The sequence below is a fragment of the Azohydromonas aeria genome (assembly GCF_009760915.1).
In the GTDB taxonomy this organism is placed as follows: Bacteria; Pseudomonadota; Gammaproteobacteria; order Burkholderiales; family Burkholderiaceae_C; genus Azohydromonas; species Azohydromonas aeria.
Genome location: NZ_VIDQ01000017.1, coordinates 1 through 26,268 on the forward strand (window position 1 = coordinate 1; position 26,268 = coordinate 26,268).

General features: G+C 73.3%; 27 protein-coding genes and 1 tRNA gene. 19 read left to right on the forward strand and 9 right to left on the reverse strand.

Annotated elements, in window-relative coordinates; genetic code table 11:
- The 4 genes from flhF to FJ694_RS12460 form a co-directional block, all read left to right on the forward strand.
- Positions 1-1,048, forward strand: a 1,048-nt coding sequence (flhF, locus tag FJ694_RS12445) for a flagellar biosynthesis GTPase FlhF (RefSeq protein ID WP_157267561.1), incomplete at its 5' end; no start/stop codon positions are given.
- A gap of 14 nt (positions 1,049-1,062) precedes the next feature.
- The gene (locus FJ694_RS12450) at positions 1,063-1,857 is read left to right on the forward strand and encodes a flagellar biosynthesis protein (RefSeq protein ID WP_157267562.1); all 795 of its coding nucleotides are present in this window, start codon (positions 1,063-1,065) and stop codon (positions 1,855-1,857) included.
- A gap of 86 nt (positions 1,858-1,943) precedes the next feature.
- Positions 1,944-2,666 (forward strand): RNA polymerase sigma factor FliA, encoded by a 723-nt coding sequence (locus tag FJ694_RS12455; protein ID WP_157267563.1) that lies wholly within the window; start codon positions 1,944-1,946, stop codon positions 2,664-2,666.
- 132 nt (positions 2,667-2,798) lie between these two features.
- The gene (locus tag FJ694_RS12460) at positions 2,799-4,703 is read left to right on the forward strand and encodes a PQQ-dependent sugar dehydrogenase (protein WP_157267564.1); all 1,905 of its coding nucleotides are present in this window, start codon (positions 2,799-2,801) and stop codon (positions 4,701-4,703) included.
- 76 nt (positions 4,704-4,779) lie between these two features.
- On the opposite strand, the gene FJ694_RS12465 is transcribed toward FJ694_RS12460, so the two are convergent.
- The 3 genes from FJ694_RS12465 to flgA all read right to left on the reverse strand — a co-directional run bounded on the left by FJ694_RS12465 (position 4,780) and on the right by flgA (position 6,389).
- Positions 4,780-5,175: a hypothetical protein gene (locus FJ694_RS12465; protein WP_157267565.1), complete on the reverse strand. Its 396-nt coding sequence runs from the start codon at positions 5,173-5,175 to the stop codon at positions 4,780-4,782.
- 19 nt (positions 5,176-5,194) lie between these two features.
- Positions 5,195-5,491: a flagellar biosynthesis anti-sigma factor FlgM gene (flgM, locus tag FJ694_RS12470; RefSeq protein WP_157267566.1), complete on the reverse strand. Its 297-nt coding sequence runs from the start codon at positions 5,489-5,491 to the stop codon at positions 5,195-5,197.
- Between the two features lie 148 nt (positions 5,492-5,639).
- Positions 5,640-6,389, reverse strand: a complete 750-nt coding sequence (gene flgA / locus FJ694_RS12475; RefSeq protein WP_232540004.1) for a flagellar basal body P-ring formation chaperone FlgA — start codon at positions 6,387-6,389, stop codon at positions 5,640-5,642.
- Positions 6,390-6,523: 134 nt separating this feature from the next.
- On the opposite strand from flgA, the gene flgB reads away from it, so the two are divergent.
- The 13 genes from flgB to FJ694_RS12540 all read left to right on the forward strand — a co-directional run bounded on the left by flgB (position 6,524) and on the right by FJ694_RS12540 (position 20,322).
- Positions 6,524-6,970 (forward strand): flagellar basal body rod protein FlgB, encoded by a 447-nt coding sequence (gene flgB / locus FJ694_RS12480; RefSeq protein ID WP_157267568.1) that lies wholly within the window; start codon positions 6,524-6,526, stop codon positions 6,968-6,970.
- The gene (gene flgC, locus FJ694_RS12485) at positions 6,970-7,377 is read left to right on the forward strand and encodes a flagellar basal body rod protein FlgC (RefSeq protein ID WP_157267569.1); all 408 of its coding nucleotides are present in this window, start codon (positions 6,970-6,972) and stop codon (positions 7,375-7,377) included. The genes flgB and flgC overlap by 1 nt, the downstream gene beginning before the upstream one ends.
- A 49-nt stretch (positions 7,378-7,426) precedes the next feature.
- Positions 7,427-8,116 (forward strand): flagellar hook assembly protein FlgD, encoded by a 690-nt coding sequence (locus tag FJ694_RS12490; protein WP_157267570.1) that lies wholly within the window; start codon positions 7,427-7,429, stop codon positions 8,114-8,116.
- 13 nt (positions 8,117-8,129) lie between these two features.
- On the forward strand, positions 8,130-9,431 hold the full coding sequence (gene flgE, locus FJ694_RS12495) for a flagellar hook protein FlgE (protein ID WP_157267571.1): 1,302 nt from the start codon (positions 8,130-8,132) through the stop codon (positions 9,429-9,431).
- Between the two features lie 49 nt (positions 9,432-9,480).
- Positions 9,481-10,209 (forward strand): flagellar basal-body rod protein FlgF, encoded by a 729-nt coding sequence (gene flgF / locus FJ694_RS12500; RefSeq protein WP_157267572.1) that lies wholly within the window; start codon positions 9,481-9,483, stop codon positions 10,207-10,209.
- A 202-nt stretch (positions 10,210-10,411) separates the two neighbouring features.
- Positions 10,412-11,194, forward strand: coding sequence for a flagellar basal-body rod protein FlgG (flgG, locus tag FJ694_RS12505; RefSeq protein ID WP_157267573.1), 783 nt, complete (start codon positions 10,412-10,414; stop codon positions 11,192-11,194).
- 47 nt (positions 11,195-11,241) lie between these two features.
- Positions 11,242-11,955 (forward strand): flagellar basal body L-ring protein FlgH, encoded by a 714-nt coding sequence (locus FJ694_RS12510; RefSeq protein WP_157267574.1) that lies wholly within the window; start codon positions 11,242-11,244, stop codon positions 11,953-11,955.
- An 18-nt stretch (positions 11,956-11,973) separates the two neighbouring features.
- Complete coding sequence (locus tag FJ694_RS12515) at positions 11,974-13,128, forward strand: flagellar basal body P-ring protein FlgI (RefSeq protein ID WP_157267575.1); 1,155 nt, start codon at positions 11,974-11,976, stop codon at positions 13,126-13,128.
- Positions 13,128-14,111: a flagellar assembly peptidoglycan hydrolase FlgJ gene (flgJ, locus tag FJ694_RS12520; protein WP_157267576.1), complete on the forward strand. Its 984-nt coding sequence runs from the start codon at positions 13,128-13,130 to the stop codon at positions 14,109-14,111. The genes FJ694_RS12515 and flgJ overlap by 1 nt, the downstream gene beginning before the upstream one ends.
- A gap of 57 nt (positions 14,112-14,168) precedes the next feature.
- The gene (gene flgK, locus FJ694_RS12525; protein ID WP_232540005.1) at positions 14,169-16,199 is read left to right on the forward strand and encodes a flagellar hook-associated protein FlgK; all 2,031 of its coding nucleotides are present in this window, start codon (positions 14,169-14,171) and stop codon (positions 16,197-16,199) included.
- A 95-nt stretch (positions 16,200-16,294) separates the two neighbouring features.
- Positions 16,295-17,515 (forward strand): flagellin N-terminal helical domain-containing protein, encoded by a 1,221-nt coding sequence (locus tag FJ694_RS12530; protein ID WP_157267577.1) that lies wholly within the window; start codon positions 16,295-16,297, stop codon positions 17,513-17,515.
- 157 nt (positions 17,516-17,672) lie between these two features.
- Positions 17,673-18,068 (forward strand): Hpt domain-containing protein, encoded by a 396-nt coding sequence (locus FJ694_RS12535; protein ID WP_157267578.1) that lies wholly within the window; start codon positions 17,673-17,675, stop codon positions 18,066-18,068.
- 4 nt (positions 18,069-18,072) lie between these two features.
- On the forward strand, positions 18,073-20,322 hold the full coding sequence (locus FJ694_RS12540; protein WP_157267579.1) for a putative bifunctional diguanylate cyclase/phosphodiesterase: 2,250 nt from the start codon (positions 18,073-18,075) through the stop codon (positions 20,320-20,322).
- A 39-nt stretch (positions 20,323-20,361) separates the two neighbouring features.
- Here the strand turns inward: FJ694_RS12540 and FJ694_RS12545 are convergent, their stop codons facing one another.
- On the reverse strand, positions 20,362-20,670 hold the full coding sequence (locus tag FJ694_RS12545; protein ID WP_157267580.1) for a DUF4148 domain-containing protein: 309 nt from the start codon (positions 20,668-20,670) through the stop codon (positions 20,362-20,364).
- 180 nt (positions 20,671-20,850) lie between these two features.
- Here FJ694_RS12545 and FJ694_RS12550 point away from each other — a divergent pair, with 180 nt between their 5' ends.
- The gene (locus FJ694_RS12550) at positions 20,851-21,102 is read left to right on the forward strand and encodes a BrnT family toxin (RefSeq protein ID WP_157267581.1); all 252 of its coding nucleotides are present in this window, start codon (positions 20,851-20,853) and stop codon (positions 21,100-21,102) included.
- A gap of 37 nt (positions 21,103-21,139) precedes the next feature.
- On the forward strand, positions 21,140-21,430 hold the full coding sequence (locus tag FJ694_RS12555) for a BrnA antitoxin family protein (protein WP_157267582.1): 291 nt from the start codon (positions 21,140-21,142) through the stop codon (positions 21,428-21,430).
- Between the two features lie 17 nt (positions 21,431-21,447).
- Here FJ694_RS12555 and FJ694_RS12560 read toward each other — a convergent pair.
- The 5 genes from FJ694_RS12560 to FJ694_RS12580 form a co-directional block, all read right to left on the reverse strand.
- A tRNA-Ser gene (locus FJ694_RS12560) sits at positions 21,448-21,537 on the reverse strand.
- 80 nt (positions 21,538-21,617) lie between these two features.
- Entirely contained in the window at positions 21,618-22,532 is a 915-nt protein-coding gene (locus FJ694_RS12565) for a cobalamin-binding protein (protein WP_157267583.1), read from the reverse strand.
- A 5-nt stretch (positions 22,533-22,537) separates the two neighbouring features.
- Complete coding sequence (locus FJ694_RS12570; protein ID WP_157267584.1) at positions 22,538-23,314, reverse strand: ABC transporter ATP-binding protein; 777 nt, start codon at positions 23,312-23,314, stop codon at positions 22,538-22,540.
- Positions 23,311-24,312 (reverse strand): FecCD family ABC transporter permease, encoded by a 1,002-nt coding sequence (locus tag FJ694_RS12575; protein WP_157267585.1) that lies wholly within the window; start codon positions 24,310-24,312, stop codon positions 23,311-23,313. Before FJ694_RS12575 ends, FJ694_RS12570 begins: the two co-directional genes overlap by 4 nt.
- A 22-nt stretch (positions 24,313-24,334) precedes the next feature.
- Entirely contained in the window at positions 24,335-26,209 is a 1,875-nt protein-coding gene (locus tag FJ694_RS12580) for a TonB-dependent receptor domain-containing protein (RefSeq protein WP_157267586.1), read from the reverse strand.
- Between the last annotated feature and the right edge of the window lie 59 nt (positions 26,210-26,268).

Genomic DNA, 26,268 nt, shown 5'->3' on the forward strand with positions numbered 1-26,268 from the left:
GCCCATGCCCGCGCCCGTGCCCACGCCGGCCCCGGTGTCGGCGGCGCCGTCCGCGCTGGACCTGTCGGAGGCGGCGGAGGCCGCGGAGATGGCCGACATGCGCCGCGAGCAGCTGGAGATGCTGCAGGAGCTGCGCTCGATGCGCGGGCTCATGGAGCAGCGCTTCGACGCCATGGCCTACGTGGACCAGATGCAGCGCAGCCCGGCGCAGGCCGCGCTGACGCAGCGGCTGCTGGACTGCGGCTTCTCGCCGGCGCTGATCCGCAAGCTGTGCTCGGGCCTGCCGCAGGACACGGCCGACGCGCTGGCCTGGGCCGTGGGCGTGCTGCAGCGCAACCTGCGCGGCGCCGAGGCCGAGGTGGCGCTGGAGGACGAGGGCGGCGTGTACGCGCTCATCGGCTCCACCGGCGTGGGCAAGACCACCACCACCGCCAAGCTCGCCGCGGCCTGCGCCACGCGCCACGGCCCCGGGCAGCTGGGCCTGATCACGCTCGACGCCTACCGGGTGGGCGCGCACGAGCAGCTGCGCGCCTACGGCCGCATCCTGGGCGTGCCGGTGCACACCGCGCACGACCGCGCCTCGCTGGAGGACCTGCTGGCGCTGCTGGGCGGCAAGAAGATGGTGATCATCGACACGGCCGGCATGGCGCAGCGCGACGAGCGCACGCGCGAGCTGCTGGACATGCTGGTGCACCCGTCGATCCGGCGGCTGCTGGTGGTCAACGCCGCCGCGCAGGGCGAGACCATCGACGACGTGATGCAGGCCTGGCGCGCCTCGGCCTGCCGCGGCGTGATCCTGTCCAAGCTCGACGAGGCGGTGAAGCTGGCGCCGGCGCTGGACGCGCTCATCCGCCACCGCCTGCGCGTGGTGGGCGTGGCCAACGGCCAGCGCGTGCCCGAGGACTGGCACCGGCTGAGTGCGCACGCGCTGGTGCAGCGCGCGCTGCGCGCCGGCGGCGCCGCGGCCTACCGGCTGCAGGCCGACGACGTGAACCTGGTGTTCTCCGGCGTGGGCCGCGCCGGCCCGGCCCCGGCGGTGGCGTCCTGATGGAGCGGCTGGGCATGCAGGGCTTCGTCGTGCCCGGCGGCGACGCCGGCGACCAGGCCGCGGGGCTGCGCCGGCTCTTCGGCGCCGGCGCGCCGCAGCGCTGGGTGGCCGTGGCCAGCAACCCGCACGTGGCCAGCGCCGGGCTGCTGCTGGAGCGGCTGACCGCGGCGCTGGCCGCGCAGGGCGGGCACACGCTGGTGGTGGACGCCGCGGACAACGCGGCCGCGCCCGCCGCGGCGGTGCTGCAGGACCCGGCGCTGGGCATCGAGCCGCTGGGCGAGGGGCTGTCGTACCTGGGTGCGCGCGGTCTGCCGCAGCGACTGGGCGAGGCGCGCGGCGACGCGGCGCAGTGGCTGGCGCGGCTGGCCGCGGCCGCACCGCAGTGCCGCGTGATCGTGGTCCATGCAGGAGCGGTGGAACTCAGCCGCTTTTTCGACGGTCGCGCGCTCAACCCCCTGGTGCTCGCGGCCGAAGACATGGACAGCCTCACGCACGCCCTGGCGAGCCTGAGGCTGCTGGCGACGCGGCACCGCTGCGCGCAGTTCGACCTGCTGCTGGGGGCGCCGATGTCCTCGCCTCAGGCCGCGCGCGCGGTGCGGCACCTGGCTGGTTGCGCACGCAGCCGCCTGGGCCTGGGGCTGCGCGAGGGCGTGGCCGTGGACCCGGCGTGCGACGCCGCGGCCGTGCCCGAAGGGCTGGCGCGGCTGGCGGCGCAGCTGCTGCTGGAGCACGAGGACCTGCCCGGCGCGCCGGGCTGGCACCCGGGCGGCGGCAGCGCCGGCCGCGGCGCCGCGGCCGCGCGCACCTGATGCCCACGCGCCACGCCAGACCGAACCGACGACCGAACCGAACCGAACCGAACCGAACCGAGACGCCCGCAAAGGCGCAGCCACCCATGTACACCGCCAAAGGCCGCCTGGACAACAACGCGCTGCTCACGCAGTACAGCCCGCTCGTGCGCCGCCTGGCGCACCAGATGATCGCGAAGCTGCCGGCCAACGTGGAGGTCTCGGACCTGATCCAGGTCGGCATGATGGGCCTCAACGACGCCCTGGGCCGCTTCGACGCGCGCCAGGGCGTGCAGTTCGAGACCTTCGCCACCCAGCGCATCCGCGGCGCCATGCTCGACGAGCTGCGCGGCGCCGACTGGATGAGCCGCGGCAACCGCCGCCACCAGCGCGACATCGAGAGCGCCGTGCACAAGCTCGAGCACCGCCTGGGCCGCGCGCCGCTGGAAAGCGAGATCGCCGCCGAGATGGGGATGTCGCTGGCCGAGTACCAGGACCTGCTGGGCAAGGTGCGCGGCACGCAGCTGCTGTACCTGGAGGACATCGGCGGCGGCAGCAGCGGCGACGGCGACGAGGACTTCCTGGACCGCCACGTCAGCGACGCCGAGGCCAACCCGCTGGCACGGCTGCAGGACCAGCGCATGCGCCAGGCCCTGGTCAAGGCCATCGAGGGGCTGCCCGAGCGCGAGCAGTACGTGATGAGCATGTACTACGAGCACGACATGAACCTCAAGGAGATCGCCGCCGTGCTCGGCGTGACCGAGTCGCGCGTGTGCCAGCTCCACAGCCAGAGCATCGCGCGGCTGCGCGCGCGCATGCGCGACTGGTAAGGCCGGCGCCGCGCCGGCAAGGCCCCGGATCGGGGCCGCCCCCCTTTTCCCGCGTGGCGCCGGCGTGCCGCGGCACCATGCTTGCCGCCCAGCCCACCCCTGACACGACGTCTTTGGGGGATCGACATGCGCATGCGCAAGGCATGGCGGCGGGCGCTGGCGCGCACCGTCCTGGCGTGGGGCGGTGGCGCGGCCATCGTCGCCGCGGCGACCGCGGCCGAAACCGGCGCGGCCGATGCGGCGGCTCATGAGCCGGCCGCAGCTCCTGCTGCAATTTCTGCCTATGGCGCCGCGGCGCCGGTACAGCCTGCGGCCGCGGGCACGCCCGCGCTGGTGAGCGTGGTGCGCGGGCAAGGGCAGAGCGCGCCGGTGAACTCGACGCTGCCGGTGGCGCCGATGGTCAAGGTGATGGACAACCTGGGCATCGGCGTGCCGGGCGTGCAGGTGCAGTTCCGCGTCGTCAACGGCGGCGGCTCGATCACCGGCATCTACGCCCGCACCAACGCCCAGGGCATCGCGCGGGTGGGCAGCTGGACGCTGGGGCCGGTGGCCGGGCGCCAGCGGCTGTCGGCCAGCACGCCGGGCCTGCCCGAGGCGGTGGTGGCGGCCAACGCGCTGGCCCAAGGGCCGCGCCTGATGGCGCCCGAGGCCAGCGACCACCAGATGGCGCCCGTGGGCGCGGTGCTGCCGCGCGTGCCGGCGGTGTTCGTGCTCGACGCCGCCGGGCGGCCGGTGGCGGGCGTGCCGGTCACGTTCGCGCCGGGGCAGGGCGGGCGCGTCGCGCGCCTGAGCGTGGTGAGCGACGCCAACGGCCGCGCCGCCCCGGGGGCCTGGACGCTGGGCCCGGGCCAGGGGCTGCAGACGCTGTCGGTGTCGGCCAGCGGCTACGCCGGGCTCGACCTCGTGGCCACGGCGCTGCCCGCGGGCGCGCCCACGCTGGTGCGCGAAGTGGTCCTGCGCGGCGTCTACGAGGTCTGGGACATGGCCTTCGCGCCCGGCGGCGTGATGCTCTACACCGAGCGCGGGCGCGGGTTGTGGGCGCTGCTGCCCGGCGGCGAGCGGCGGCTGCTGTTCAAGCCCGCCGACTTCGTCACCGCCACAAACAGCGGCATGCTGGGCGTGGCGCTGGACCCGGACTTCGCCGCCAACCGGCGCGTGTTCGTGTTCATGGCCTCCAACGCCGCGGGCGTGCCCGACAACCGCGTGGTGCGCGTGCGCGTCAAGCCCGACTGGTCGGGCGTGGAGGCGCGCAAGGACATCGTCACCGGCATCGCCTTCCAGAACCGCAAAGGGCTGGAGGGCGAGCACTCCGGCGGCGCGCTGGCCTTCGTGGGCACGGACCTGATCATCAGCAGCGGCGACCTGCGCGAGGGTACGGTGCCGCAGGACGTGCGCTCGCTGGGCGGCAAGGTGCTGCGCGTGGACCGCGAGGGCCGCCCGGCCGCGGCGGCGCGCGCGCCCGTGGGCGGCGACGAGCGCATCTGGGTCACGGGCGTGCGCAATCCGCAGGGGCTGGCGGTGCAGCCGGGGACGCAGCGGCCCTACCTGATCGAGCACGGCCCCGGCGACAACGACGAGGTCACGCCGCTGCGCGCGGGCAACGGCGGCTGGGACCCGCGCCCGCGCCCGCTGGGCGGCGCCACCGCGCGCTGCCCGGACGGGCAGGCGCTGAGCTACTGCGGCTACGCCGGCAGCAACATGACCGACACCGCGCTGTACCCCGCCGCGCTGCCCCCGGCCTGGCGCTCGGGGCTGCCCGCGCGCGGCACGGGCGGCGGCAGCTTCGTCAGCGGCGCGGCCTGGAAGGACTGGGACGGCGCGCTCGTGATCGGCCAGCTCTCGGGGCGGCGGCTGCTGGTGCTGCAGCTCGACGCCGGCGGCAACGCGGTGCGTGCCGCGACGCCGCTGCTGCAGGACGTGGAGACGCGGCTGCGCAACGTCGCGCAAGGGCCCGACGGCGCGCTCTACATCAGCACCTCCAGCGACAACAACCGCAGCGACCGGCGCACGCAGGTGTGGCGGCTGGTGCCGCGCTGAACGCCGGGCGCGGCGCGGCCCCCATGCAAAAAGCCCGCGTCAGCGGGCTTTTTCGCATTGGCGCGGACCCGAGGCCTCAGGCCTGCGCCGCCCCGGTACGCGCGGCGCGCTCGGCGGCGCCGTCGGCGCCGTAGACGGGTGCCGGGGCCAGGCCCGGCAGCAGCACGTCGATGGCGCGGTCCAGCGCGGCGGTGGCACGGGCCAGCGCCTCGCGCTGCGCCGCCACCTGGCTGCCGGCGCGTGCCAGGCGCAGCCGCAGCGCCGGCGGCACGCTGCCGCTGCGCGCGGCCTGGGCGAAGCGGTGCACGGCCGCGGCCAGGGCCAGGTGCAGCTGCTCGGCCTGGTGCTCCATGGCCGCGGCGTCGCGCTCGCGCAGCGATTCGCCCAACCCCAACAGGTTCGCCTCCAGCACCGCCAGCGTGGCTTCGAGCTCAGCGGCGGTGTGGGCGTGATCGACGGTCGGGGTGTTCATGTAATGCGGCCGGTTTGTGTCAATGCTTGGGAGGACGCGCCAGCAATTCCTGGGCGTTGTCGATGAGCTTGTCGGCAATCGCACCGGCATCGATGCGGAAGCTGCCGTCGCGGATGGCCTGGGCGATGCGCTCCACCTTCGCGGTGTCGAAACTGGGATCGCCGCCGCCCAGCAGCGCGGCCGTCGAGGACAGCGCCACCTGCGTGCTGGATTCGGAGGATGCCGCCGCGTCGCTGCTGCCGGCGGCACGCGTGGAGGCGCGCTCGCCGCTGGCGGCGGCACGGGTGGACGAGGTGTCAAAGGGGCCGATCTTCATGGTGCGTCTCCGGGTACGGGCTGAGCCGGCCCGATCAACATGCTTGTTGTATCGGAGTCGATCCGGAGAACTTTAGGTCCGCGTTGCCGTGCTGCCGCAGGCAAGAGTGCGGAAACGGCCGGTAAATCATGGCAACAACGCAAAAAGCTCATGGCGTGACCTCCGCCTGGCGCGGCGCCACGGGCAGCGCGCTGACGATGCGGCCGCTGTCGGTGCGCAGCCGCACGGACTGGCCTTCCAGGCCGGGACCGAGGGCCTGCGCCTCGCCGCTGACGCTGTAGCCCTCGCCCAGCGCCACCAGGCGCACGGTGTCGCCGGCGGCGAACCACTGGCGCGGGCGCAGGTCGGCGCGGCGCAGCGTGTCGCCGGCGTTCAGGTTGCGGGCCAGGGCGCGGCCCAGCGCCTGGTCGGGCGCGGTCACCGCGGCGCTGGCGCCGGCGGCCACGTCCACGTCCTCGCGGCCCAGGTGCGCGGCTTCGAGCAGCGTGCCCGCGGGCAGGGCTTGCGCCAGCACCAGCGCGGGCATGAACACCTTGACCGTCACCGGCAGGTACACGTTCCACGGCGCGCCCTGCACGCAGCGCAGCCCGATGCGCGAGCGGCCCCACAGGCGCTGGCCCGGCGGCAGGTAGGGCTGCACCTGCGCGCACGGCGCCAGGCGCAGCCGCGCGTCGAGCGTGCCGAGCTCGATGTGCACGCGCGCGCCGGGCAGCTCGGCCGCGGCGGCCTGCGCCGCCTGCTGCGCCAGCTCGCGCACGCGCGCCAGCAGCGCGGGCTCCAGCGCCGCGGCGCCGGTGCCGGTCGGGGCGGGGGCGGCGGCCTGGGCCCATGCGGCAGCCGCGGCCGGGAGGCCGAGGGCGAGCAGCAGGAGGAAGCGGGGGGAGCGGGGCCAGTTCACGGCAGCCACTGTAGGGCGCGCGCCAGCGGGCCATGCGCCGGAAATGGGCCGACTTCCTGCCGCTTATCCTCGCGGCGCCGCGCCGGGGCCTGCCCACAATCCGCAGCAACCGAAAGACCGCTCGCCCCGCGCCCATGCTCAACCGCCTCACCGACAGCCTGAACTTCCAGACCGAGGCCCTGAAGCTGCGCGCGCAGCGCCAGGAGATCCTCGCCAGCAACATCGCCAATGCCGACACGCCCCGCTACCAGGCGCGGGAGATGGACTTCGCCAAGGCGCTGCGCGAGGCCACCGGCGTGCCGCCGGCACCGGGCGAGATCGGCGCGGCCACCGCCGCGGCGCCGCCGCAGTGCCAGGCCGCCACCGCGCCGGGGCACCTGTCCGTGAAGTTCGGCACCCTGGGCAGCGAGGGCGGGGCGCTGGCCTACGCCATCCCGTCGCAGACCTCGCTGGACGGCAACAGCGTGGACATGGATCGCGAGCGCGCCGCGTTCGCCGACAACAGCGTCAAGTACGAGGCGACGCTGCGCTTCATCAACGGCAGCGTGCGCACCATGCTCGATGCCATCAAGGGCCAGTGATGAGCCTGCTCAACATCTTCAACGTCGCCGGCAGCGCCGTGAGCGCGCAGAGCCAGCGCCTGAACACCGTCTCCTCCAACCTGGCCAACGCCGACACCGTGGCCGGCCCCGACGGCCAGGCCTACAAGGCGCGCCAGGTGGTGTTCCAGACCGAGCTCATGGGCGCGCAGGAAAGCGCCGGCGTGCGCGTGCAGGCCGTCACCGAGAACGATGCGCCCGGGCGCCGCGTCTTCGACCCTAAACATCCTTCCGCCGATGCCGAAGGGTACGTGACCTTCAGCAACGTCAACCCGGTGGAGGAGATGGTCAACATGATCTCGGCCTCGCGCTCCTACCAGAACAACGTCGAGGTCATGAACACCGCCAAGAGCCTGCTGCTCAAGACGCTGCAGATGGGCCAGTCCTGAAGGACGGCCCCGCGGCCGCCGCGTCCCCACCGACCGAAGCTTTCCACGCATGAGCACCACTTCCAACGCCACCGGCAGCGCCAGCAACCCCTACGCGGCGCTGTCGGGCAGCCGCGCCACCACCACCGGCGGCAGCGGCGCCCCGGACAAGAACAAGCAGGTCGCCAGCGAGGAGCGCTTCCTCAAGCTGCTGGTGGCGCAGATGCAGAACCAGGACCCGCTCAATCCGATGGACAACGCGCAGGTCACCAGCCAGATGGCGCAGATCAACGCCGTGACGAGCCTGGAGAAGGTCAACACCTCGATCGCCGCGCTGAGCACGCAGATGGTGCAGATGCAGGCGCTGCAGGGCGCCAGCCTGGTCGGGCGCGACGTGGTGGTGGCGGGCAACCGGCTGTCCAGCGGCGACACCGCGGGCCGGCTCGCCGGGGGCTTCGAGATGGACAGCGCCGCCGACCACGTGCAGGTGGAGATCCTGGACGGCGCCGGGCGCGTGCTCGACACGCTGCAGCTGGGCGCGCAGACCAGCGGGCGCCATGCCTTCGGCTGGACGCAACCGGCCAGCGTGGCCGCGGGCGCCACCTTCCGCGTCACCGCCAGCAGCGGCACCAACAAGGTCGGCGCCACGGCGCTGACGACCGACCGCGTCGAAGCGGTCTCCACCAGCGGGCAGACGCTGCAGCTGCAGCTCAGCCGCGGCGGCATCGTCGGCTACGACGCCGTCAAGGCCTTCAACTGAACAAGGAATCGACATGGGTTTCCAGCAAGGCCTCTCCGGCCTCAACGCCTCCAGCAAGAACCTGGACGTCATCGGCAACAACATCGCCAACGCCAACACCTACGGCGCCAAGACCTCGCGCGCGGAGTTCTCGCACGTCTATGCCGTCACGGCCGGCGGCATCGGGCAGAGCATCGGCACCGGCGTGAGCGTGGACGCGGTGACGCAGCAGTTCACCCAGGGCAACGTCAGCACCACCGACGTGCCCACCGACCTGGCCATCAGCGGCAACGGCTTCTTCCAGGTCACGGACGGCATCAACCCGACGATGTACACCCGCAATGGCCAGTTCAAGGTGGACCGCTCCGGTTTCGTGGTCAACAACGACGGCATGAAGCTGCTGGGCTACAAGGCCGACACCAGGGGCCAGATCCAGCCCAGCGCGGCGGAGCCGCTGCGGCTGCCCTCGTCGGGCATCGTGCCGCGCATCAGCGCCAAGATCTCGATGGAGGTCAACCTGGACTCGCGCGCGGCCATCCCGACCGCCGCCACCACGGCGCCGCCGACCATCGACTTCAGCGACCCCTCCACCTACAACAACGCCACCTCGCAGACGCTCTACGACGCCAAGGGGCAGAGCGTGGCGATGACCTACTACTTCCAGAAGGCCAGCACTGACGTCACGACCGGCGCCTCGACCTGGAACGTCTACGCCACGGCCAACGGCACGCCCGTCAACGGCACCGCGGCGGCGCCCGAGTCGCTGGCGACGCTGACCTTCAACGGCGCGGGCCGGCTCGACAGCAGCTTCAAGACGGTGGACGCCGCCACCAACATGATCGAAATCCCCTCCACCACCACGTCCACCGGGGTGCTGACGGGGGCCATCAGCATCGATCCGGCCCAGTTCGACATCGCCGGCATCACGCAGTACGGCTCGTCCTTCGCCGTGACCAAGCTCGACCAGGACGGCTACCCCCCGGGCAACCTCTCGGGCATCAGCGTCCAGGACAACGGCACCGTGCTGGCCCAGTACAGCAACGGCCAGAGCCTGGCTGCCGGGCAGATCGAGCTGGCCAGCTTCCGCAACCCGCAGGGGCTGCAGCCGATGGCGGGCAACATGTGGGCCATCACGCAGGCCGCGGGCGAGCCCGTGCGCGGCACGCCCGGCAGCGGCACGCTGGGCAAGCTCGAAGCCGGGGCGCTGGAGGAGTCCAACGTGGACCTCGCCGGCGAGCTGGTCAACATGATCACGGCGCAGCGCGCCTACCAGGCCAACGCGCAGACGATCAAGACGCAGGACCAGGTGCTGCAGACGCTGGTCAACCTGCGCTGACGCACCACGCCGCCGCACCGCAAGACACCGCCGCAGGAGGAGCGCCGCCGTGGACCGCATGATCTATCTCTCGATGACCGGGGCCAAGGCGGCGATGCAGCGCCAGGAGGTGCTGTCGAACAACCTGGCCAACGTCTCGACCAACGGCTTTCGCGCCGAGATGGCGGCGTTCCGCGCCGTGCCCATCCGCGGCGACGGCGCCAGCACCCGCGTGCCGGCGCTGGAGACCACGGTGGGCTACGACAGCGCGCAAGGGCCGCTGCAGACCACCGGTCGCAACCTGGACGTGGCCATGCAGGGCAACGCCTGGCTGGCGGTGCAGGGCCTCGACGGCACCGAGGCGTACACGCGCGCGGGCTCGCTCGATACCGACGCCCAGGGCCAGCTCGTCACGCGCAGCGGGCTGCCGGTGCTGGGCGAGGGCGGCCCCATCACGCTGCCCCAGGGCAGCACGGTGAGCGTGGCGCACGACGGCACGCTCACCGCCACCGACGCCCAGGGCCGTTCCACGGTGGCCGGGCGGCTCAAGCTCGTCACGCCCGACGCGCCGCTGCAGCGCGGCGCCGACGGGCTGTTCCGCGGGGCCGACGGCGACCTCACGGCCGACCCGGCGGCGCGGCTGCAGGACGGCGCGCTGGAGGGCTCCAACGTCTCCCCGGTGGAGACGATGGTGGCCATGATCTCCGCGTCGCGGCAGTTCGAGCAGCAGATGAAGCTGCTGCACAGCGCCGAGCAGCAGGCGCAGACGGCGCAGAAGCTGCTGTCCAACGGCGGCTGACGCTCCCGCCCCGGCCTCGCGCCGCAAGCCGCCCGCGCCCGAAGGTGCCGGCGGCTGTCGGCGCTTGTTACAGATTCGCGCCCGCGCGCCGCTCAAGGCCGGCGCCGCGCTGCCGATATGAGCCTCAAACACCGCTTTATTCGCGCGGTGCCCCGGGGCCGTCCCACGCGAAGATCGGCTCCAGCATCGAGGAGAAGCGCCCATGATCCGATCGCTCTGGATCGCCAAGACCGGTATGGAAGCCCAGCAGACCCGGCTGGACCATGTCACCAACAACCTGGCCAACGTCTCGACCAACGGCTACAAGCGCACGCACGCCGTCTTCGAAGACCTGATGTACCAGAACATCCGCCAAAGCGGCGCTGCCAGCTCGGAGCAGACGCAGCTGCCCACGGGGCTGCAGGTGGGCCTGGGCGTGCGCCCGGTGGCCAGCGCGCGCAACTTCACGCAGGGCAGCCTGCAGGACACGGGCAACGACCTGGACATCGCCATCAAGGGCCAGGGCTTCTTCCAGATCCAGCTGCCCGACGGCACCACGGCCTACAGCCGCGACGGCGCCTTCCAGCTCGACGCCGGTGGCCAGCTCGTCACGCACGACGGCTACCCGGTGCAGCCGGGCATCACCATCCCGGCCAACGCGCTCAAGGTCTCGGTGTCCAACAACGGCATCGTCAGCGCGCTCATGCCGGGGCAGACCGCGCCGCAGCAGGTGGGGCAGCTGCAGCTGGCCAACTTCATCAATCCGGCCGGCCTGGACCCGCGCGGGCAGAACCTCTACACCGAGACCGCCGCCTCGGGCAACCCGACCACCGGCGCGCCCAACGCCAACGGCCTCGGGGCGCTGCAGCAGGGCGCCATCGAGACCTCCAACGTCAACGTCGTGGAGGAGCTGGTGACCATGATCCAGACCCAGCGCGCCTACGAGCTCAACTCCAAGGCGATCTCCACCTCCGACCAGATGCTGGCCAAGCTCGGCCAGCTCTGAGCCCGGGCCTGAAGCTGAACCCCCGTCCGAGCGCGCGAGTCCCCGCCATGAGCCGCCCCTTCCGTTTCCCGCCCGCCTTCGCCGCGGCCACCGCCGCTGCCGCGCTGCTGGCGCTGGGCGGCTGCGCCTCGGTGCAGGAGTACCGCGCCCCGAGCGTGGAGATGCCCGACACCCGCCCGGTGCTGCCCGCCGCCCCGGCGGTGGCGGCGCCCGCTGCCAACGGCGCCATCTTCCAGGGCGCGACCTACCGCCCGCTGTTCGAGGACCACCGCGCGCGGCTGCCCGGCGACACGCTCACCGTGACGATCGTCGAGGCCGTGAGCGCCAGCCAGAAGTCCACCAGCAGCGTGGACAAGAGCGGCAAGGTCGAGGCCGGCGTGAGCGCGCTGCCGCTGCTGAGCCCGGGGTCGTCGCTGCTGGGCAAGCTCGGCGCGGGCGCGAACTCCAGCAACACCTTCGCCGGCAAGGGCGCCACCGAGAGCAGCAACGACTTCTCCGGGACCATCACCGCCATGGTCACGGGCGTGCTGCCCAACGGCCACCTGCTCGTCACGGGCGAGAAGCAGATCGGCGTCAACGCCAACGTGGACGTGCTGCGCTTTTCCGGCCAGGTCGATCCGCGCGCCATCCAGCCCGGCAACACCGTGCCCAGCTCCAGGATCGCCAACGTGCGCGTGGAGCACCGCAGCCGCGGCCAGCAGGGCGACGCGCAGCTCATGGGGCTGCTCGGCCGCGTCTTCGCCAGCGTGCTGCCCTTCTGAGCCCACGGAATCCACGCCATGGCTGCCCCGACTCTCCCCCACTTCTTCCCGACCCTGCGCCCGCGCGGCACCTGGCGGCTGCTCGGCGCGGCCGCGCTGCTGTTCGCGCTGGCCTGGAGCGGCACCGCGCAGGCGGTGCGCATCAAGGAAATCGCCGCCGTGCAGGGCGTGCGCAACAACCAGCTGGTGGGCTACGGTCTGGTCGTGGGCCTGGACGGCACCGGCGACCAGACCACGCAGACACCCTTCACCACGCAAAGCCTCAACGCCATGCTGCAGCAGATGGGCGTGACGGTGCCGCCCGGCACCGGCATGCAGCTGCGCAACGTGGCGGCGGTGATGGTCACGGCGGTGCTGCCGCCGTTCGCGGTGCCGGGCCAGGCCATCGACGTCAACGTCTCCTCCATGGGCAACGCCAAGAGCCTGCGCGGGGGCACGCTGGTGGCCACGCCGCTCAAGGGCGCCGACGGCCAGGTCTACGCGCTGGCCCAGGGCAACCTGGTGGTCGGCGGCGCCGGCGCCTCGGCCAACGGCTCCAAGGTGCAGATCAACCACCTCAGCGCCGGGCGCATCCCCGAGGGCGCCACGGTCGAGCGCGAGGTGGCCACGCCGCTGCAGCAGGGCGACGCGCTGCACCTGGGTCTCAACGCGGCGGACTTCAACACCGCGCGCCAGGTCGCCAACACCATCAACCGCGCCAAGGGCGCGGGCACGGCCGCGGCCCTCGACGGCCGCGTGGTGCGCGTGCGCATGCCCACCGAGGCCGATGCGCGCGTGGCCTTCCTGGCCGACATCGAGAACCTGTCGCTGGAGCTGGCGCGGCCGGCGGCCAAGGTGGTGCTCAACGCGCGCACCGGCTCGGTGGTGATGAACGACGCGGTGACGCTGGGCGCCTGCGCCGTGGCGCACGGCAGCCTGTCGGTGACGATCAGCACCACGCCCATGGTCAGCCAGCCGGGCCCGCTGTCCGGGGGGCAGACGGTGGCCGGCGCCAAGAGCGACATCTCGATCACGCAGCAGGGCGGCGCCCTGGTGCAGCTGCCCGCCGGCGCCAAGCTCGCCGACGTGGTCAAGGCGCTCAACCTGCTCGGCGCCACGCCGCAGGACCTGCTGGCGATCCTGCAGGCCATGAAGACCGCCGGCGCCCTCAACGCCGAGCTGGAGGTGATCTGATGGCCGCCATCCCCGCCACCCCGGGTTCCGCCACGGCCGCCGGCAGCCTGGCCGCCGACGCGCGCTCGCTGGACTCGCTGCGCGGCAGCGCCGCGCGCGACCCGCGCGGCACGGTCAAGGAAGTCGCCAAGCAGTTCGAGGCGCTGTTCATGCAGGAGATCCTCAAGAGCATGCGCCAGTCGACTCAGGCCCAGGGGCTGCTCGACAACCAGGGCACGCAGCTGGGCACGGAGCTGCTCGACAAGCAGCTCTCGACCCAGATGAGCGGGCTGCCCGGCGGGCTGTCCAACGCCATCGCGCGCCAGCTCGAGCGCGGCATGGGCTTCACCCGCCCGGACGCGGCGCAGCCCGGTGCTTCGCTGGGCGCCTCGCTGGGCCCCACGCCCGCCATCAATGCCGCGGCCGGGCGCACGGCGGCGCTGGCCGCGCCGCTGCCGGGCCAGGCCGCGGGCGCGCCCGCGCGCGCCCAGGCCGGCGAAGGCGCCACGGCCACCGCCACCACGGGGCGCACGCGCGCGCACGACTTCGTGGCCGCGAACCAGTCGGCCGCGCGCGCCGCGGAGGCCGCCACCGGCATCCCGGCGTCGTTCATGATCGCCCAGGCCGCGCACGAGACCGGCTGGGGCAAGCGCGACATCCGCATGGCCGACGGCAGCCCCTCGCACAACCTGTTCGGCATCAAGGCCGGCGCCAACTGGAAGGGCCCGGTGGCCGAGGTGCGCACCACCGAGTACATCGGCGGCCAGCCGCGCTCGGTGGTGGCGCGTTTCCGCGCCTACGCCAGCCCCGAGGAGTCCTTCGCCGATTACGCGCGGCTCATGAAGGACAGCCCGCGCTACGCCCAGGTGGTGGCCAACGCCGGCACCGCGCAGGGCTTCGCGCAGGGCCTGCAGCGCGCGGGCTACGCCACCGACCCCGCCTACGCCGACAAGCTCGGCCGCGTCATCAACACCACGCTGCGGCTGCAGCGCGCCCTGGGCTAAAGGAGCGCGCGCGACGGCACCCGAGGCGCGGCGGCAAGACGGAACACACCACCACACATGGCCTTCTCACTGATGTCCGTGGGCGCGCGCGCGATGAGCGCCAGCTACGCCGCGCTGCAGACCACCAGCCACAACATCGCCAATGCCAGCGTCGAGGGCTACTCGCGCCAGCAGGCCAGCCTGGAGACGGCGCTGGCGCAGCGCAGCGGCTCGGGCTTCCTGGGCCACGGCGTGAACGTGGCCACCATCACCCGCGCGCACAACGCCTTCCTCTCGCGCGAGGCGGTCAACACCAACTCCCTGGCGGCCCTGGACGGCACGCACCTGCGGCTGCTGTCGCAGCTCGAGGGCGCCTTTCCCACCGGCGAGGCGGGCGTGGGCCAGGCGGCCAGCAACTTCTTCGGCGCGCTGTCGGACCTGGCCAGCACGCCGGCCGACACCGCCGTGCGCCAGGTGGTGCTGTCGCGCGCGGGCGAGCTGGCGCAGCGCTTTTCCAGCGCCGGCGCGCAGCTGGAGTCGATGCAGTCGGGCGTGGTGTCGGACCTCAAGGGCGCGGTCACCACCGTCAACGGCCTGAGCCGCGGCATCGCGCAGCTCAACACCGAGATCGTGCGCCAGCAGGCGCTGGGCCAGCCGCCCAACGATCTGCTCGACAAGCGCGACCAGATGGTGCACGAGCTCGGCGGCTACCTGCAGGTCAGCACGGTGTCCGGCCCCGACGGCTCGCTGGCGGTGTTCGCCGCCGGCGGCCAGCGCCTGGTGCTGGGCAACGAGGCGCAACCGCTGGAGGCGGTGACCGACAAACTGGATCCCTCGCGCGCCGCGCTCGCGCTGCGCGAGGTCGACGGCAGCCTGCGCCCGCTCGACAGCGCCACGCTCACCGGCGGCGGCTCGATCGGCGCCCTGCTGCGCTTCCAGAACCAGGACCTGGTGGCCGCGCGCAACACCCTGGGCCAGATGGCCGTGGCGGTGTCGGCCGGCCTGAACCAGCAGCAGGCGCTCGGCCTGGACCTGCGCCAGCCCAGCGGCACGGGCCAGCCCATCTTCACCGACTTCGTGCAGCAGTCCCAGGCCGGCGCGCTGCGCGGCCAGCCCGCGGCCACCAACAGCCGCGACGCCGCGGGCAACCTGGCGGCGTCGGTGGCGATCCGCATCGGCGACGCGTCGCTGCTGGAGGCCGACGAGTACACGCTGCAGTCCGCCGGCGGCGGCGGCTTCCTCATGACCCGCCGCAGCGACGGCCAGCGCTTCACCACCGCCGACGGCAGCAGCTTTGCGGCCGAGGGCACGGGGGCGGACTTCCGCCCCGGCTTCACGCTGGACCTGAACGGCACGATGGCCGCGGGCGACCGCTTCCTGCTGCAGCCCGTGGGCACGGCGGCGTCGAACCTGCGCGTGGTGCTCGACGATCCGCGCGGCATCGCCGCGGCCGCGCCGGTCACGGCCAAGGCCGCCGGCGCCAACAAGGGCACCGGCTCGGTCAGCGCCCTGGCCGTCACGGACGGCGCCGCCTTCGACCCGGCGCTCAAGCTGCAGGGCAGCCTGAGATTCACCGACGCCAGCGGTGCGTACCAGTACGACTGGGAGCAGCGCGACGCCGGCGGCGGCGTGGTGGCCAGCGGCAGCCTCACCGGCACCTGGAGCAGCGGCCAGCCCCTGCAGCTCGGCGGCGTGCAGCTCAGCCTGATCGGGAAGCCTTCGGCCAACGACAGCTTCACGCTGGCCACCACCGTCAATCCGGCCGCCAACAACGGCAACGCGCTGGCGCTGGCCGGGCTCGACGGCCAGGCGCTGCTGGGCCGCAGCTGGGGCGCCGGCGGCAACACCGGCGGCACGACGCTGACCGACGCCTGGGCCAACGCGCTGTCCAGCGTGGGCACGCGGGTGCAGACGGCGCGCACCGCCAGCGACATCTCCAGCGGCGTGGCCAGCGATGCGCGGGCCGCGCGCGACTCCAACAGCGGCGTCAACCTCGACGAGGAGGCGGCGCGGCTGATCCAGTTCCAGCAGGGCTACCAGGCCGCGGCCAAGGTGCTGCAGGTGGCGCAGTCGGTGTTCGACTCGCTGCTGCAGGCCACCGGGCGCTGACGCCCGCCAGCCCGAGCCGCCATGCCGCCGCCCGTGCCGACCCGACGTCCTGAACCCGAGCCGCACCACGGCGCCGCCGGCGCCAGGAGCCTTTGATGAGAATTTCCACCGCCGCCGCCTACGACCGCAACGTGGCCTCGCTGCAGGAGCGCCAGCGCAAGCTCTACGAGGCGCAGGATCACCTCAGCGCCGAGAAGCGCGTGCTGCGCGCCAGCGACGACCCGGCCGCTGCCGCGCGCGCGGAGCGCGCGCGGGCGCAGGTCGCGCGCAGCGAGACGCAGCAGCGCGCCATCGACGCCAGCCGCACCGCCATGACGGCGGCGGAGTCGGCGCTGGGCAGCGCCGGGGACCTCATCGCCGACGCGCGCGATGCGCTGATCCAGGCCGGCAACGGCAACCTCAGCGACACCGAGCGCGCCGGCATCGCGCAGCGGCTGCAGTCGCTGCGCGGCCAGCTGTACGCGCTGGCCAACCAGGGCGACGGCATGGGCAACCCACTCTTCGGCGGGCAGGGCGCGGGCGGTGCCGATGGCGCCGGGGGCATGACCACGGCCGGCGGCGAGTCGATGCCGCTGACGGTGGACGGCCAGGCCGCCTGGCTCCAGGCGCGCGACGGCAATGGCCTGTTCAAGACCAGCAACACCAACAGCACCACGGCCTGGTCCGACGCCGGGCGCGTCACCGATCCGGCCGCCTTCTTCGCCGCCACCTCGCCGCCGGCGGTGGCCGACCCCGACGCGCTGCGCTACCAGGTGCAGTTCAGCGGCAGCGGCGCCTCGCTGGGCTACACCGTGCTCAAGGACGGCGCGGCCATGGGGCCGGCGCAGCCCTGGAACACCTCCACCGCCGCCCCGGGCACCGGCTCGGGCGGCAAGGCCGTGGCCTTCGACGGCATGAGCTTCAGCATCAGCGGCACGCCCGCCGACGGCGACAGCTTCGAGGTGCGGCTGTCGCAGCCGCAGCTCAGCGTGTTCGACACGCTCGACCGCGCCATCGCCGAGCTCGCCACGCCCGGGCGCAGCGGCGCGCAGGTGGCGCAGACGGTGCAGGCCGCGGTGTCGGGGCTCGACGGCTCGGCCACCGCGCTGGGCGCGCTGCGCAGCCGCGTGGGCGAGGCGCTCAACCACGCCGACGCCGCCGAGGACCGCACCGCCACGCGCCGGCTGCAGGCCGAGGCCGCGCGCAGCAACGCCGAGGACCTGGACCTGGCCAAGGGCATCTCCGACTTCCAGCTGCAGCAGGCCGGCTACGACGCGGCGCTCAAGACCTATTCCATGGTCCAGAAGCTGTCGCTGTTCCAGTACATCGGCGGCTGAGCCTGCCCCGCTGCGCGCCGCCGCGGGCCGGTGGCCGGCAGAAGGCGGCCCGCGCCGGCCTGCGCGGCGGCATTGCCGCACTGTCGCCGGGGCGACGGCATGTCTATCCCCCTGCGGGGCGGGGCAGAATGGGGGCATCCGAATCGTCCGCGCCTTCATGACCGACAACGATCCCTCGCAGGCCCTGCTGGCCGCGCTGAGCCCCCCGCTGGATGCCGAGGCCCTGCAGCGCCTGAGCGAGCTCGATCCGGGCGGGCGCCACGGCCTGCTGCCCAAGGTGCTGCGCACCTTCGACAGCTCGACGCGGCGATTGCTGGACCAGCTCGTGGCCGCGCGCGCCGTGGCCGACCTCGAAGCGCAGCGCATGGTGGCGCACACGCTCAAGTCGTCCTCGATGAGCGTGGGCGCGCTGCGGCTGTCGCAGCTGTGCGCCGAGGTCGAGCAGCGGCTGCGCGACCAGCGCCTGGAGGGGCTGGAGCCGCTGGTCGGCGAGCTCGAAACCGAATGCCGGCAGCTGCTCGACACGCTGCAGCCGCTGCTGCCTGCCGCCTGAGCCGATGAACCTGCCGCTGCCGCCGGACGCGGACGAAGGCCTGGAGCAGCCGCGCGTGCTGCTGGTGGACGACGACCTGGTGCAGCTCATGCTCACGGGGCAGGCGCTGCGCCAGCAGGGGTTCGAGGTCACCGAGGCCGACGGCGGTGCCGCGGCGCTCAAGCAGCTGGTCGAGGCGCCCTTCGACATCGTGGTGCTCGACGCGCTCATGCCCGACGTGGACGGCTTCGAGACCTGCCGCCGGCTGCGCGCCACGCCGGGCTTCGAGCACCTGCCCGTGCTCATGCTCACCGGGCTCAACGACGACGCCTCGATCAAGCGCGCCTACCAGGCCGGCGCCACCGACTTCTACGTCAAGAGCCCGCAGTGGAGCCTGCTGGCCGGGCGGCTGCAGTACCTGCTGCGCAGCGCGCGCACGCGCCGCGAGCTCGAGCGCAGCCAGGCGCGGCTGGCGCGCGCGCAGGACCTTGCGCGCATGGGCAGCTTCGACTGGAAGCACCCGGCCGACGGGCACCCGGGTGCGCTGCTGATGTCGCCCGAAGGGCTGCGCGTGTTCGGCTATGCCGCGGGCGACCGCCCGGGGCTGTACCACCTGCTGCGCCTGGCCGAGCGCAGCGACCGTGCCGGGCTGCTGCGGCTGCTGCGCGACGCGCTGGCGCACGGCTCGGTGCTGGCCACCGACGTGCCGGTGACGCTGCCCGACGGGCGCCACCGCGTGCTGCACCTGGAGGCCGAGCCCGAGTTCAACGAGCACGGCACGCAGACTGGCTACACCGGCATCGTCCAGGACGTGACGGAGCGCCGCGTGGCCGAGGACAAGATCCGCCACCTGGCCAACTTCGACGCCCTGACCGGGCTGCCCAACCGGCGCCAGCTGCTGTGGCGCGCCGACCGCGCCATCGAGCACGGGCGGCGCCTGGGGCACTCGGCGGCGCTGCTGCTCATCGACCTGGACCGCTTCAAGGTCATCAACGACACCCTCGGCCACTCCGCCGGCGACGAGCTCCTGATGGAGGTGGGCCGGCGCCTGAAGGCCTGCGTGCGCCACTGCGACACGGTGCAGGAGGGCACGCTGGAGGCGGTGGGCTCGCGCTCGCACCGCTCGCTCGAAGCGGTGGGGCGCCTGGGCGGCGACGAGTTCGTGGCGCTGCTGCCCGAGGTGCTCGACGAGAGCGACGCGCAGCGCGTGGCCGACCGCATCCTGGAAGTGATGCGCGAGCCGATCTTCGTCGGCGGCCAGGAATGCTTCGTCACGGCCAGCGTGGGCATCGCGCTGTACCCGCGCGACGGCGCCACGGTGGCCGACCTGATGCGCAACTCCGACGTGGCGATGTACGCCGTGAAGGCGCAGGGGCGCAACGCCGCGTCGAGCTACAGCCCGATGCTGGCCGGGCGCGGGCGCGAGAAGCTGGAGCTGGAGAGCGCGCTGCACAAGGCCATCGAGCGCGACGAGCTGGTGATGTACTACCAGCCCAAGGTGGACGTGCGCGACGGCCGCATGGTGGGCGTGGAAGCGCTCATGCGCTGGCAGCGCGGGCGCACGCTGGTGTCGCCGGCGGAGTTCATCCCGCTGGCCGAGGAGACCGGGCTGATCGTGCCGATGTCGGAATGGGCGCTGCACGAGGCGGCGCGCCAGGCCAAGCGCTGGGAGCTGAACTTCGGCTTCAGCGACGCCATTGCCGTGAACCTGCCCAACCGCCTCTTCGAGCGCTCCGACCTGGTGCAGCACATCGAGCGCGCGGTGGGCGAGTACGGCGTCAAGACCAGCGCGATCCAGCTGGAGATCACCGAGACCGGGCTGATGAAGGAGCTGCAGGAGGTGATCCCCTCGCTGCACCGGCTCAACGAGATCGGCGTGCAGATCGCCATCGACGACTTCGGCACCGGCTACTCGTCGCTGGCCTACCTCACGACGCTGCCGATCTCGGAACTCAAGATCGACCGCAGCTTCGTGCGCGACCTGGGCGTGACGCCGCAGAGCGCGGCCGTGATCACGGCCATCATCGCGCTGGCGCGCACGCTCAAGCTGCGCGTGGTGGCCGAAGGGGTGGAGTCGCTGCGCCAGCTGGAGGTGCTCAACCGGCTGGGCTGCACCATCATGCAGGGCTACCTGTTCAGCCGGCCGTGCCTGGCCGCGGAGCTGGAGCGCTGGCTGGCGCAGGTGATGGTGCCGCGCAAGGCGGCGTGGATGGCGGCCATGGGGCACGTGGCCGAGCCGGCCGCGGCGGCGGTGCCGCGGGCGGCGGCGGGCTGAGGCGGCCGGGGCTTCAGCGCCCAGGCGCCGCCCGGTCCGTCATTCGCCCTCGTCTCCCAGGGGCATCGCCACCGGTGCCGGCATGCGCGCGGCGGGAGCCGGGGTGTCGAAGGCGCGTCCTTGCGCACCCGTGCCGGTGCTCAGGGAGGCGCTGCGCTGTGCCATGGGCGACCAGTTGCCCGGCGCGTAATCTGTCTGAAGCCGCTGTAGCTCGCCGCTGGCCTGGGCTCTCATCACCTCGGCCCTGACCTGGGCGCGCGTCCGCGGTTGGTCCTGCGCCTGGGCCACGAGCGCCGTAAAGGCGAGCGTGGCGGCTGCGAGCAGGGCGACGTGGGGCATGGTTCGCATGGAAGACCTCCTGCGCCGGCGGGATGCCGGTCAATTCAAGGTAGGCGAGGGCGCGAGGCGGGGCGAAAGGCTTTGGTCACTGCCGGGAGAGCGCGGCGAGTTCTCGCGAAAGTAGGTGCAGAACGACGTGAGGCCAGGGTCACGCGCAGCAGGGCTTTAAACGTATCTACAATTAATCGCATGGACACGCGGCTGACCTGGGACGAAGCGAAGCGCCGTAGCAACCTGCACAAGCACGGCCTGGACTTCGCGGACGCTTCTGAGGTGCTTGAGTCGCGCTACCGGCTGGATGTGCTGGAGTTGCGCAGTGGCGAGGAGCGGGTCCGGTCGATGTCCTACGCGCTGGGCTTCCTGGCGGTGCTGACGGTGGTGCACACCGAGCGCGACGGCGCAACGCGCGTCATCAGCTTCCGCAGGGCAAGCCGTGAGTAAAGGGAGACCTACGATGCCTGGCTCGAAGACGAATTCGATGACGCCTGAGGACGTGAAGCAGGCCGTGCGGGAACTGCCCGCGAGCACTGATTACGTGTGGGACGGGCAGGACGAGGACGACCGGCCTGCCACCGCCGAGGAACTGCAGGCCGCGCTGGCGGCGGCACGCCGGCGCCGTGGCCGTCCTGCCGGCTCAGGCACCAAGGAGCAAGTGGCGCTGCGGGTGGACCGGGACGTGCTGGCTGCCTTCCGCGCCGGCGGTCCGGGCTGGCAGACGCGCATGAACGATGCGCTCAGGGACTGGCTGCGAACTCACCCGCAGAAGTGACGCTGTTGACGCGTGTCTGGCGGAAGCGGTGGGATTCGAACCCACGGAGGGGATCAACCCTCGCCGGTTTTCAAGACCGGTGCCTTAAACCGCTCGGCCACGCTTCCTGTGTTTCCGCGCATCGCGCCACGCGGCGCAACGGGGAAGGGCGCGATTGTCGCATCTTCCACGCGCCCTTTTCGCCGCCTCAGGGCGTGCGCGAGCGCACCTCGTCGAGCCGCCGGCACAGCTCGGTGGCGCCTTGCAGCAGCCGGTCGGTCGGGCGGTGCAGGGTGTCGGCGTCGAGCAGCAGCAGCGCGTCATGGCGCACGGCGCGCAGCGCGCCGATCTCGCGCCAGCGTGCCAGCGGCGCGTCGCCGCCGCTGTCCTGGCGCGAGGCCGCGATCGCGTCCGGGTCGGCCGCCACCACCGCCTCCTCGCTCACCGTCGGCGTGAGCGGCCCGAGCCCGGCGAAGACGTTGCGCGCGCCGCACAGCGCCAGCGCCTGGCTGATGAAGTGCGCCCCGTTGACGGTGAGCAGCGGCCGTTTCCAGACCTGGTAGAAGACCCGCAGCTCGCGCCGCCCGGCGTATTGCCGGCGCAGTGCGCTCAACCCGTCCTCGTAGCGCCGCGCCGCGGCTTCGGCCGTGGCGGGCGTGTCGGCCAGCGTGCCCAGGCGGCGCAGCGTGGCGGCCACGTCCTCCAGGCGCTGCAGCCGGCTGAAGTAGAGCGGCAGCTTCAGCGCCTGCAGCCGCTGAAGCTGGCGCGCGGCGGTGCCGTCGGCCCAGACCAGCACCAGGTCCGGGCGCAGCGCCACGATGCGCTCCAGGTCCAGTTGCGCGCTGTCGCCCACGCGCGGCAGGCGCCGCGCCGCGGCGGGGAAGTCGCTCCAGGCGTCCACGCCCACGACGCGCTCGCCCAGCCCGGCGGCGAACAGCAGCTCGGTCAGGTGCGGCGCCAGGCTGACGATGCGCCGCGCCCCCTGCGGCAGCGCGAGCGCGTGGCCCTCGTCATCCACCAGGCGCGGCGCCGGCGCGGCGGCCGCACCGGCCGTCCCGAGAGCCACGGCCAGCGCCAGCGCCGCGGCGCGCAGCCGGGGTCCGGGAAAGCGGCATCCGGCCATGGGACTCAATCCGCGACGAAGACGGTGCGGCCCTCGACCATGCCGCGGCGCACGCGGTGGCCGAAGGCCTCGGACAGGGCCGCCGCGCTCATCACCGTGTCGGCCTCTCCCGCCCGCGGCGCGACGCCGGGCCGGCCCAGCAGCAGCGCATGCGTGGCGAAGCGGTGGGCGAGGTTGAAGTCGTGGATGGACAGCAGCACGGCATGGCCCTCGCGCGCGGCCAGCGCGCGCAGGTGCGCCAGCACGGCCACCTGGTGCGGCAGGTCCAGGTGCGCCAGCGGCTCGTCGAGCATGAGCAGCCGCGGGGCCTGCGCCAGCAGCGCGGCGATGCCCACGCGCTGGCGCTCGCCGCCGGAGAGGCCGCGCACGTCGCGCGCCTCGAAGCCGTGCAGGTCCACCGCGGCCAGCGCGGCGCGGGCGATGCTGCGGTCGTCCTCGGTCTCCCAGCCCCAGCGCGGCAGGTGCGGATGGCGCCCGGTGAGCACCACGTCGAGCACCGGCGCGCCGAAGGCGTCGTGCAGCTGCTGCGGCAGCAGCCCGCGCCGGCGCGCAGCCTCCAGCGCGCTCCACCGCGCCAGCGGCCGGCCGTCGAGCCGGATCGAGCCGGCCTGCGCCGGCCGCAGCCCGGCCAGCGCGTGCAGTAGCGTGCTCTTGCCGCTGCCGTTGGGGCCCAGCAGCGCCCAGCACTGGCCGGGATCCACTCGAAGATCGAATTGCTCCAGCAGCGTGCGCGTGCCGGCGCGCAGCGCCAGGGCGTCGGCTTCCAGCAGCGGCGCCGTCATCGCCGGGCCCCCTCTCCGCGCAGCAGCAGCGCGATGAAGGCCGGCGCGCCGACGAGCGCCATGACCACGCCCACGGGCAACTGCTGGGGCGCCACGACGGTGCGCGCCAGCGTGTCGGCCAGCAGCAGCAGCGTGCCGCCGCCCAGGGCGCAGGCCGGCAGCAGCACGCGCTGGTCGTTGCCCACGAGCAGGCGCAGCGCATGCGGCACCACCAGCCCGACGAAGCCGACCGTGCCGGCGCCGGCCACCGCCACCGCGCTGGCCAGCGAGGCCAGCACGTACAGCCGCCGGCGCAGCCGGGTCACTTCCACGCCCAGCGCCTGCGCGCCGGCGGCGCCGCGCAGCAGCAGGTTGAGCTCGCGCGCCAGCGGCCAGGCCAGCAGCAGCAGCAGCGCCAGCGCCGCCAGCGGCCAGGCCGGCGCGTCGGCGCCGGCGAGGTCGCCGCTGAGCCAGAACAGCATGCCGCGCAGCTGCCCTTCGGGCACAAGCGTGAGCAGCAGCAGCGTCACGGCCGCCCACAGCGCGGCCAGCATCACGCCGGTGAGCAGCAGCCGCGGCACGCCGCCCTCGCTCTCGCCGAGGTGCGGCTGCCAGGCGCGCCGCGCCAGGCCGAAGAGCAGCAGCGTCGAGCCCAGCGCACCGGCGAAGGCGCCCAGCTGCAGGGTGAGCATGCCGCCGCCGAGCATCAGCGCCAGGAGGGAGCCCACCGCCGCGCCGCCGGAGGTGCCCAGCACGTAGGGGTCGGCCAGCGGGTTGCGCAGCAGCACCTGCATCAAGGCGCCTGCCAGCGCCAGCAGCGCGCCGCAGGCGAAGGCCGAGAGCGCGCGCGGCAGCCGCAGCGCGTGCAGCACCTGCGCCGCGGGGCTGTCGTCGGGGTGCAGCAGCAGCCGCGGCAGGTCGCGCAGCGCGATGTCGCTGCTGCCGCTGGCCAGCGCCACGCCCAGCGCCGCGGCGGCCACCAGGGCCAGCAGCAGCCAGAGGCGCAGGGCGCGGGGCATGGTCGGTCAGCGAACGGCGCGCTTACTTCGGCGCGTATTCCAGCGCGACGAAGAGGTTGCGGCCGGGCGTGTTGTAGCCGTGGGCCAGCTCGTAACCCTTGTCGGTCAGGTTGTTCAGGCGGGCCAGCACGCTGAGCTCGGGCGTGAGGGCATAGGCAGCCTTGAGATTGAGCAGCACGTAGCCGCCCAGCCGGTTGGTGTTGGACAGCTCGTTGAAGCGTGCCCCGCTGCCGACCACCTCTACGCCGGCACGCCAGGGGCCGGGCGTCCAGTCCAGCCCGGCGCTGCCGAAGCGGCGTGCGCGCCGCGGCAGCAGGTGGTCCGTGGCGGTGTCCTCGGGCTGCTGGAAGGTGGCCTCGGCATGCGCGCTCCACTGCGCCGTGCGCCAGCCCGCGTCCAGCGTGGCGCCGCGGCTGCGCGCGGCATTGACGTTGATCACGGTGCTGAAGGTGGCCGGGTCGATGGCGATCAGGTTGCGGATGCGGTTGCGGAACAGCGTCAGCCCGCCGCGCAGCGTGCCGTCGTCGTAGCGCGCGGCGGCTTCCACGTTGCGCGAGCGCTCGGGGCGCAGGTCCGGATTGCCGAAGAAGAATTCCGACTGGTAGTAGAGGTCGTTGAAGCTGGGCGCCTTGAACGCCGTGCCGGCCGCCGCCGACAGGCGCCAGGCCGGCGCAAGCTGGTAGCCGTAGCCCAGGCGTCCAGTGGTGTCACCGCCGAACTGCGAGTTGTCGTCGTGCCGCACCGAGGTTTCCAGCCGGTGCGCGCCCAGCGCCGCGGCGTAGCTGCCGAAAGCCGAGCGCACGATGCGGCGGGTCTGCGCGTAGGACGTGTTGCTGTCCACCTGCTCGCGGCGCCACTCCAGGCCCGCGGCGAGCGTGCCCACCGGCAGGGTGAAGTCGTTTTGCCAGGTCAGCTGGTCCTGGTCAGTGCGAAAGCGCGAAGGGAAGTCGCCTCGGGTCTTGTAGTCGTCGGTGCCGCGCGCCAGCAGCACGCGGCTGGTCCAGGCTTGCGTGACGCGGTTGCGGCTCTCCAGTGACAAGCCCGAGAGGCGCTGCTCCACCACGTCGTTGGCGAGCGGGCCCTGATCGAACTGGGTGCGGCCCTCGCTGGCCCAGCCGCGTGCCGAAAGCGTGTGGCCCTGGGCCCAGTCGTGCGAGACGCTGCCGCCGAGGTTGCGGTTGCGGTAGCCATCGCGGTCAGCATTGAACTGCTGGTAGATCGCCGGGGTGCCCGGCGCATCGATGGCGGGATTGGTGGCCGAGAAGCCATCCGTGCGCTTGTAGCCGGCGCGCAGCGACACGCTGGTGTCGCCGAAGCGCCGGCCGATGCCGGCCGAGGCTTCGCGCGTGTCCCAGCGGCCCGCGCCCACACGGGCCTCGGTGTGCTCGCCCTGCTTGGTGAAGATCTGGATCACACCGCCGATGGCGTCTGCCCCGTAGAGGCTGCTGGCCGGGCCGCGCAGCACCTCGATGCGCTCGATCTGGTTGACCGGCAGGTGCTCGAAGGCGTTGCTGCCGGCAGTGGCGGAGCTGACGCGCACGCCGTCCACCAGCACCACGACATGGTTGGCGTTGGCACCGCGCAGGAACACGCTGGAGAGCTGGCCGGGGCCGCCGTTGCTGGCAATCTCGGCGCCGGCAAAGGTCTGCAGCAGCTCGGTGACGGACATCGCGCCGGCGTCGCGGATCTGCTGCGCGTCGATCACGCGCACGTCGGCCAGCGCCTGGCTCACCGGCTGCGCGATGCGCGTGGCCGTCACCACCACCGGCTGCGCCGGAGAGTCGGCCGCCGCGACGGTCCAGGGTTGCAGCGCGGCCTCGGCGGCACTGGCGATCGGCGTGAGGGCGAGCAGGGACAGGCCGCACAGCGCGGCGCCCCGGAAGGACATGGACTTCATCGGACTTGGACACTCCGGCAGCCAGCGTCCCCGCAGGCTGCAGTGGCATGGGGCCGCGG

Coding starts and splice junctions, on each gene's coding strand:
- FJ694_RS12455 (WP_157267563.1), top strand. CDS start 1,944: ATGTACACCGCCAAAGGCCGCCTGGACAACAACGCGCTGCTCACGCAG.
- FJ694_RS12545 (WP_157267580.1), bottom strand. CDS start 20,670: ATGCGAACCATGCCCCACGTCGCCCTGCTCGCAGCCGCCACGCTCGCC.
- FJ694_RS12535 (WP_157267578.1), top strand. CDS start 17,673: ATGACCGACAACGATCCCTCGCAGGCCCTGCTGGCCGCGCTGAGCCCC.
- flgC (WP_157267569.1), top strand. CDS start 6,970: ATGAGCCTGCTCAACATCTTCAACGTCGCCGGCAGCGCCGTGAGCGCG.
- FJ694_RS12570 (WP_157267584.1), bottom strand. CDS start 23,314: ATGACGGCGCCGCTGCTGGAAGCCGACGCCCTGGCGCTGCGCGCCGGC.
- flgJ (WP_157267576.1), top strand. CDS start 13,128: ATGGCCGCCATCCCCGCCACCCCGGGTTCCGCCACGGCCGCCGGCAGC.
- FJ694_RS12580 (WP_157267586.1), bottom strand. CDS start 26,209: ATGAAGTCCATGTCCTTCCGGGGCGCCGCGCTGTGCGGCCTGTCCCTG.
- FJ694_RS12515 (WP_157267575.1), top strand. CDS start 11,974: ATGGCTGCCCCGACTCTCCCCCACTTCTTCCCGACCCTGCGCCCGCGC.
- flgM (WP_157267566.1), bottom strand. CDS start 5,491: ATGAAGATCGGCCCCTTTGACACCTCGTCCACCCGTGCCGCCGCCAGC.
- FJ694_RS12575 (WP_157267585.1), bottom strand. CDS start 24,312: ATGCCCCGCGCCCTGCGCCTCTGGCTGCTGCTGGCCCTGGTGGCCGCC.
- flgE (WP_157267571.1), top strand. CDS start 8,130: ATGGGTTTCCAGCAAGGCCTCTCCGGCCTCAACGCCTCCAGCAAGAAC.
- FJ694_RS12550 (WP_157267581.1), top strand. CDS start 20,851: ATGGACACGCGGCTGACCTGGGACGAAGCGAAGCGCCGTAGCAACCTG.
- flgK (WP_232540005.1), top strand. CDS start 14,169: ATGGCCTTCTCACTGATGTCCGTGGGCGCGCGCGCGATGAGCGCCAGC.
- FJ694_RS12530 (WP_157267577.1), top strand. CDS start 16,295: ATGAGAATTTCCACCGCCGCCGCCTACGACCGCAACGTGGCCTCGCTG.
- FJ694_RS12460 (WP_157267564.1), top strand. CDS start 2,799: ATGCGCAAGGCATGGCGGCGGGCGCTGGCGCGCACCGTCCTGGCGTGG.
- flgB (WP_157267568.1), top strand. CDS start 6,524: ATGCTCAACCGCCTCACCGACAGCCTGAACTTCCAGACCGAGGCCCTG.
- FJ694_RS12555 (WP_157267582.1), top strand. CDS start 21,140: ATGACGCCTGAGGACGTGAAGCAGGCCGTGCGGGAACTGCCCGCGAGC.
- FJ694_RS12540 (WP_157267579.1), top strand. CDS start 18,073: ATGAACCTGCCGCTGCCGCCGGACGCGGACGAAGGCCTGGAGCAGCCG.
- FJ694_RS12510 (WP_157267574.1), top strand. CDS start 11,242: ATGAGCCGCCCCTTCCGTTTCCCGCCCGCCTTCGCCGCGGCCACCGCC.
- FJ694_RS12450 (WP_157267562.1), top strand. CDS start 1,063: ATGCAGGGCTTCGTCGTGCCCGGCGGCGACGCCGGCGACCAGGCCGCG.
- FJ694_RS12490 (WP_157267570.1), top strand. CDS start 7,427: ATGAGCACCACTTCCAACGCCACCGGCAGCGCCAGCAACCCCTACGCG.
- flgG (WP_157267573.1), top strand. CDS start 10,412: ATGATCCGATCGCTCTGGATCGCCAAGACCGGTATGGAAGCCCAGCAG.
- FJ694_RS12465 (WP_157267565.1), bottom strand. CDS start 5,175: ATGAACACCCCGACCGTCGATCACGCCCACACCGCCGCTGAGCTCGAA.
- FJ694_RS12565 (WP_157267583.1), bottom strand. CDS start 22,532: ATGGCCGGATGCCGCTTTCCCGGACCCCGGCTGCGCGCCGCGGCGCTG.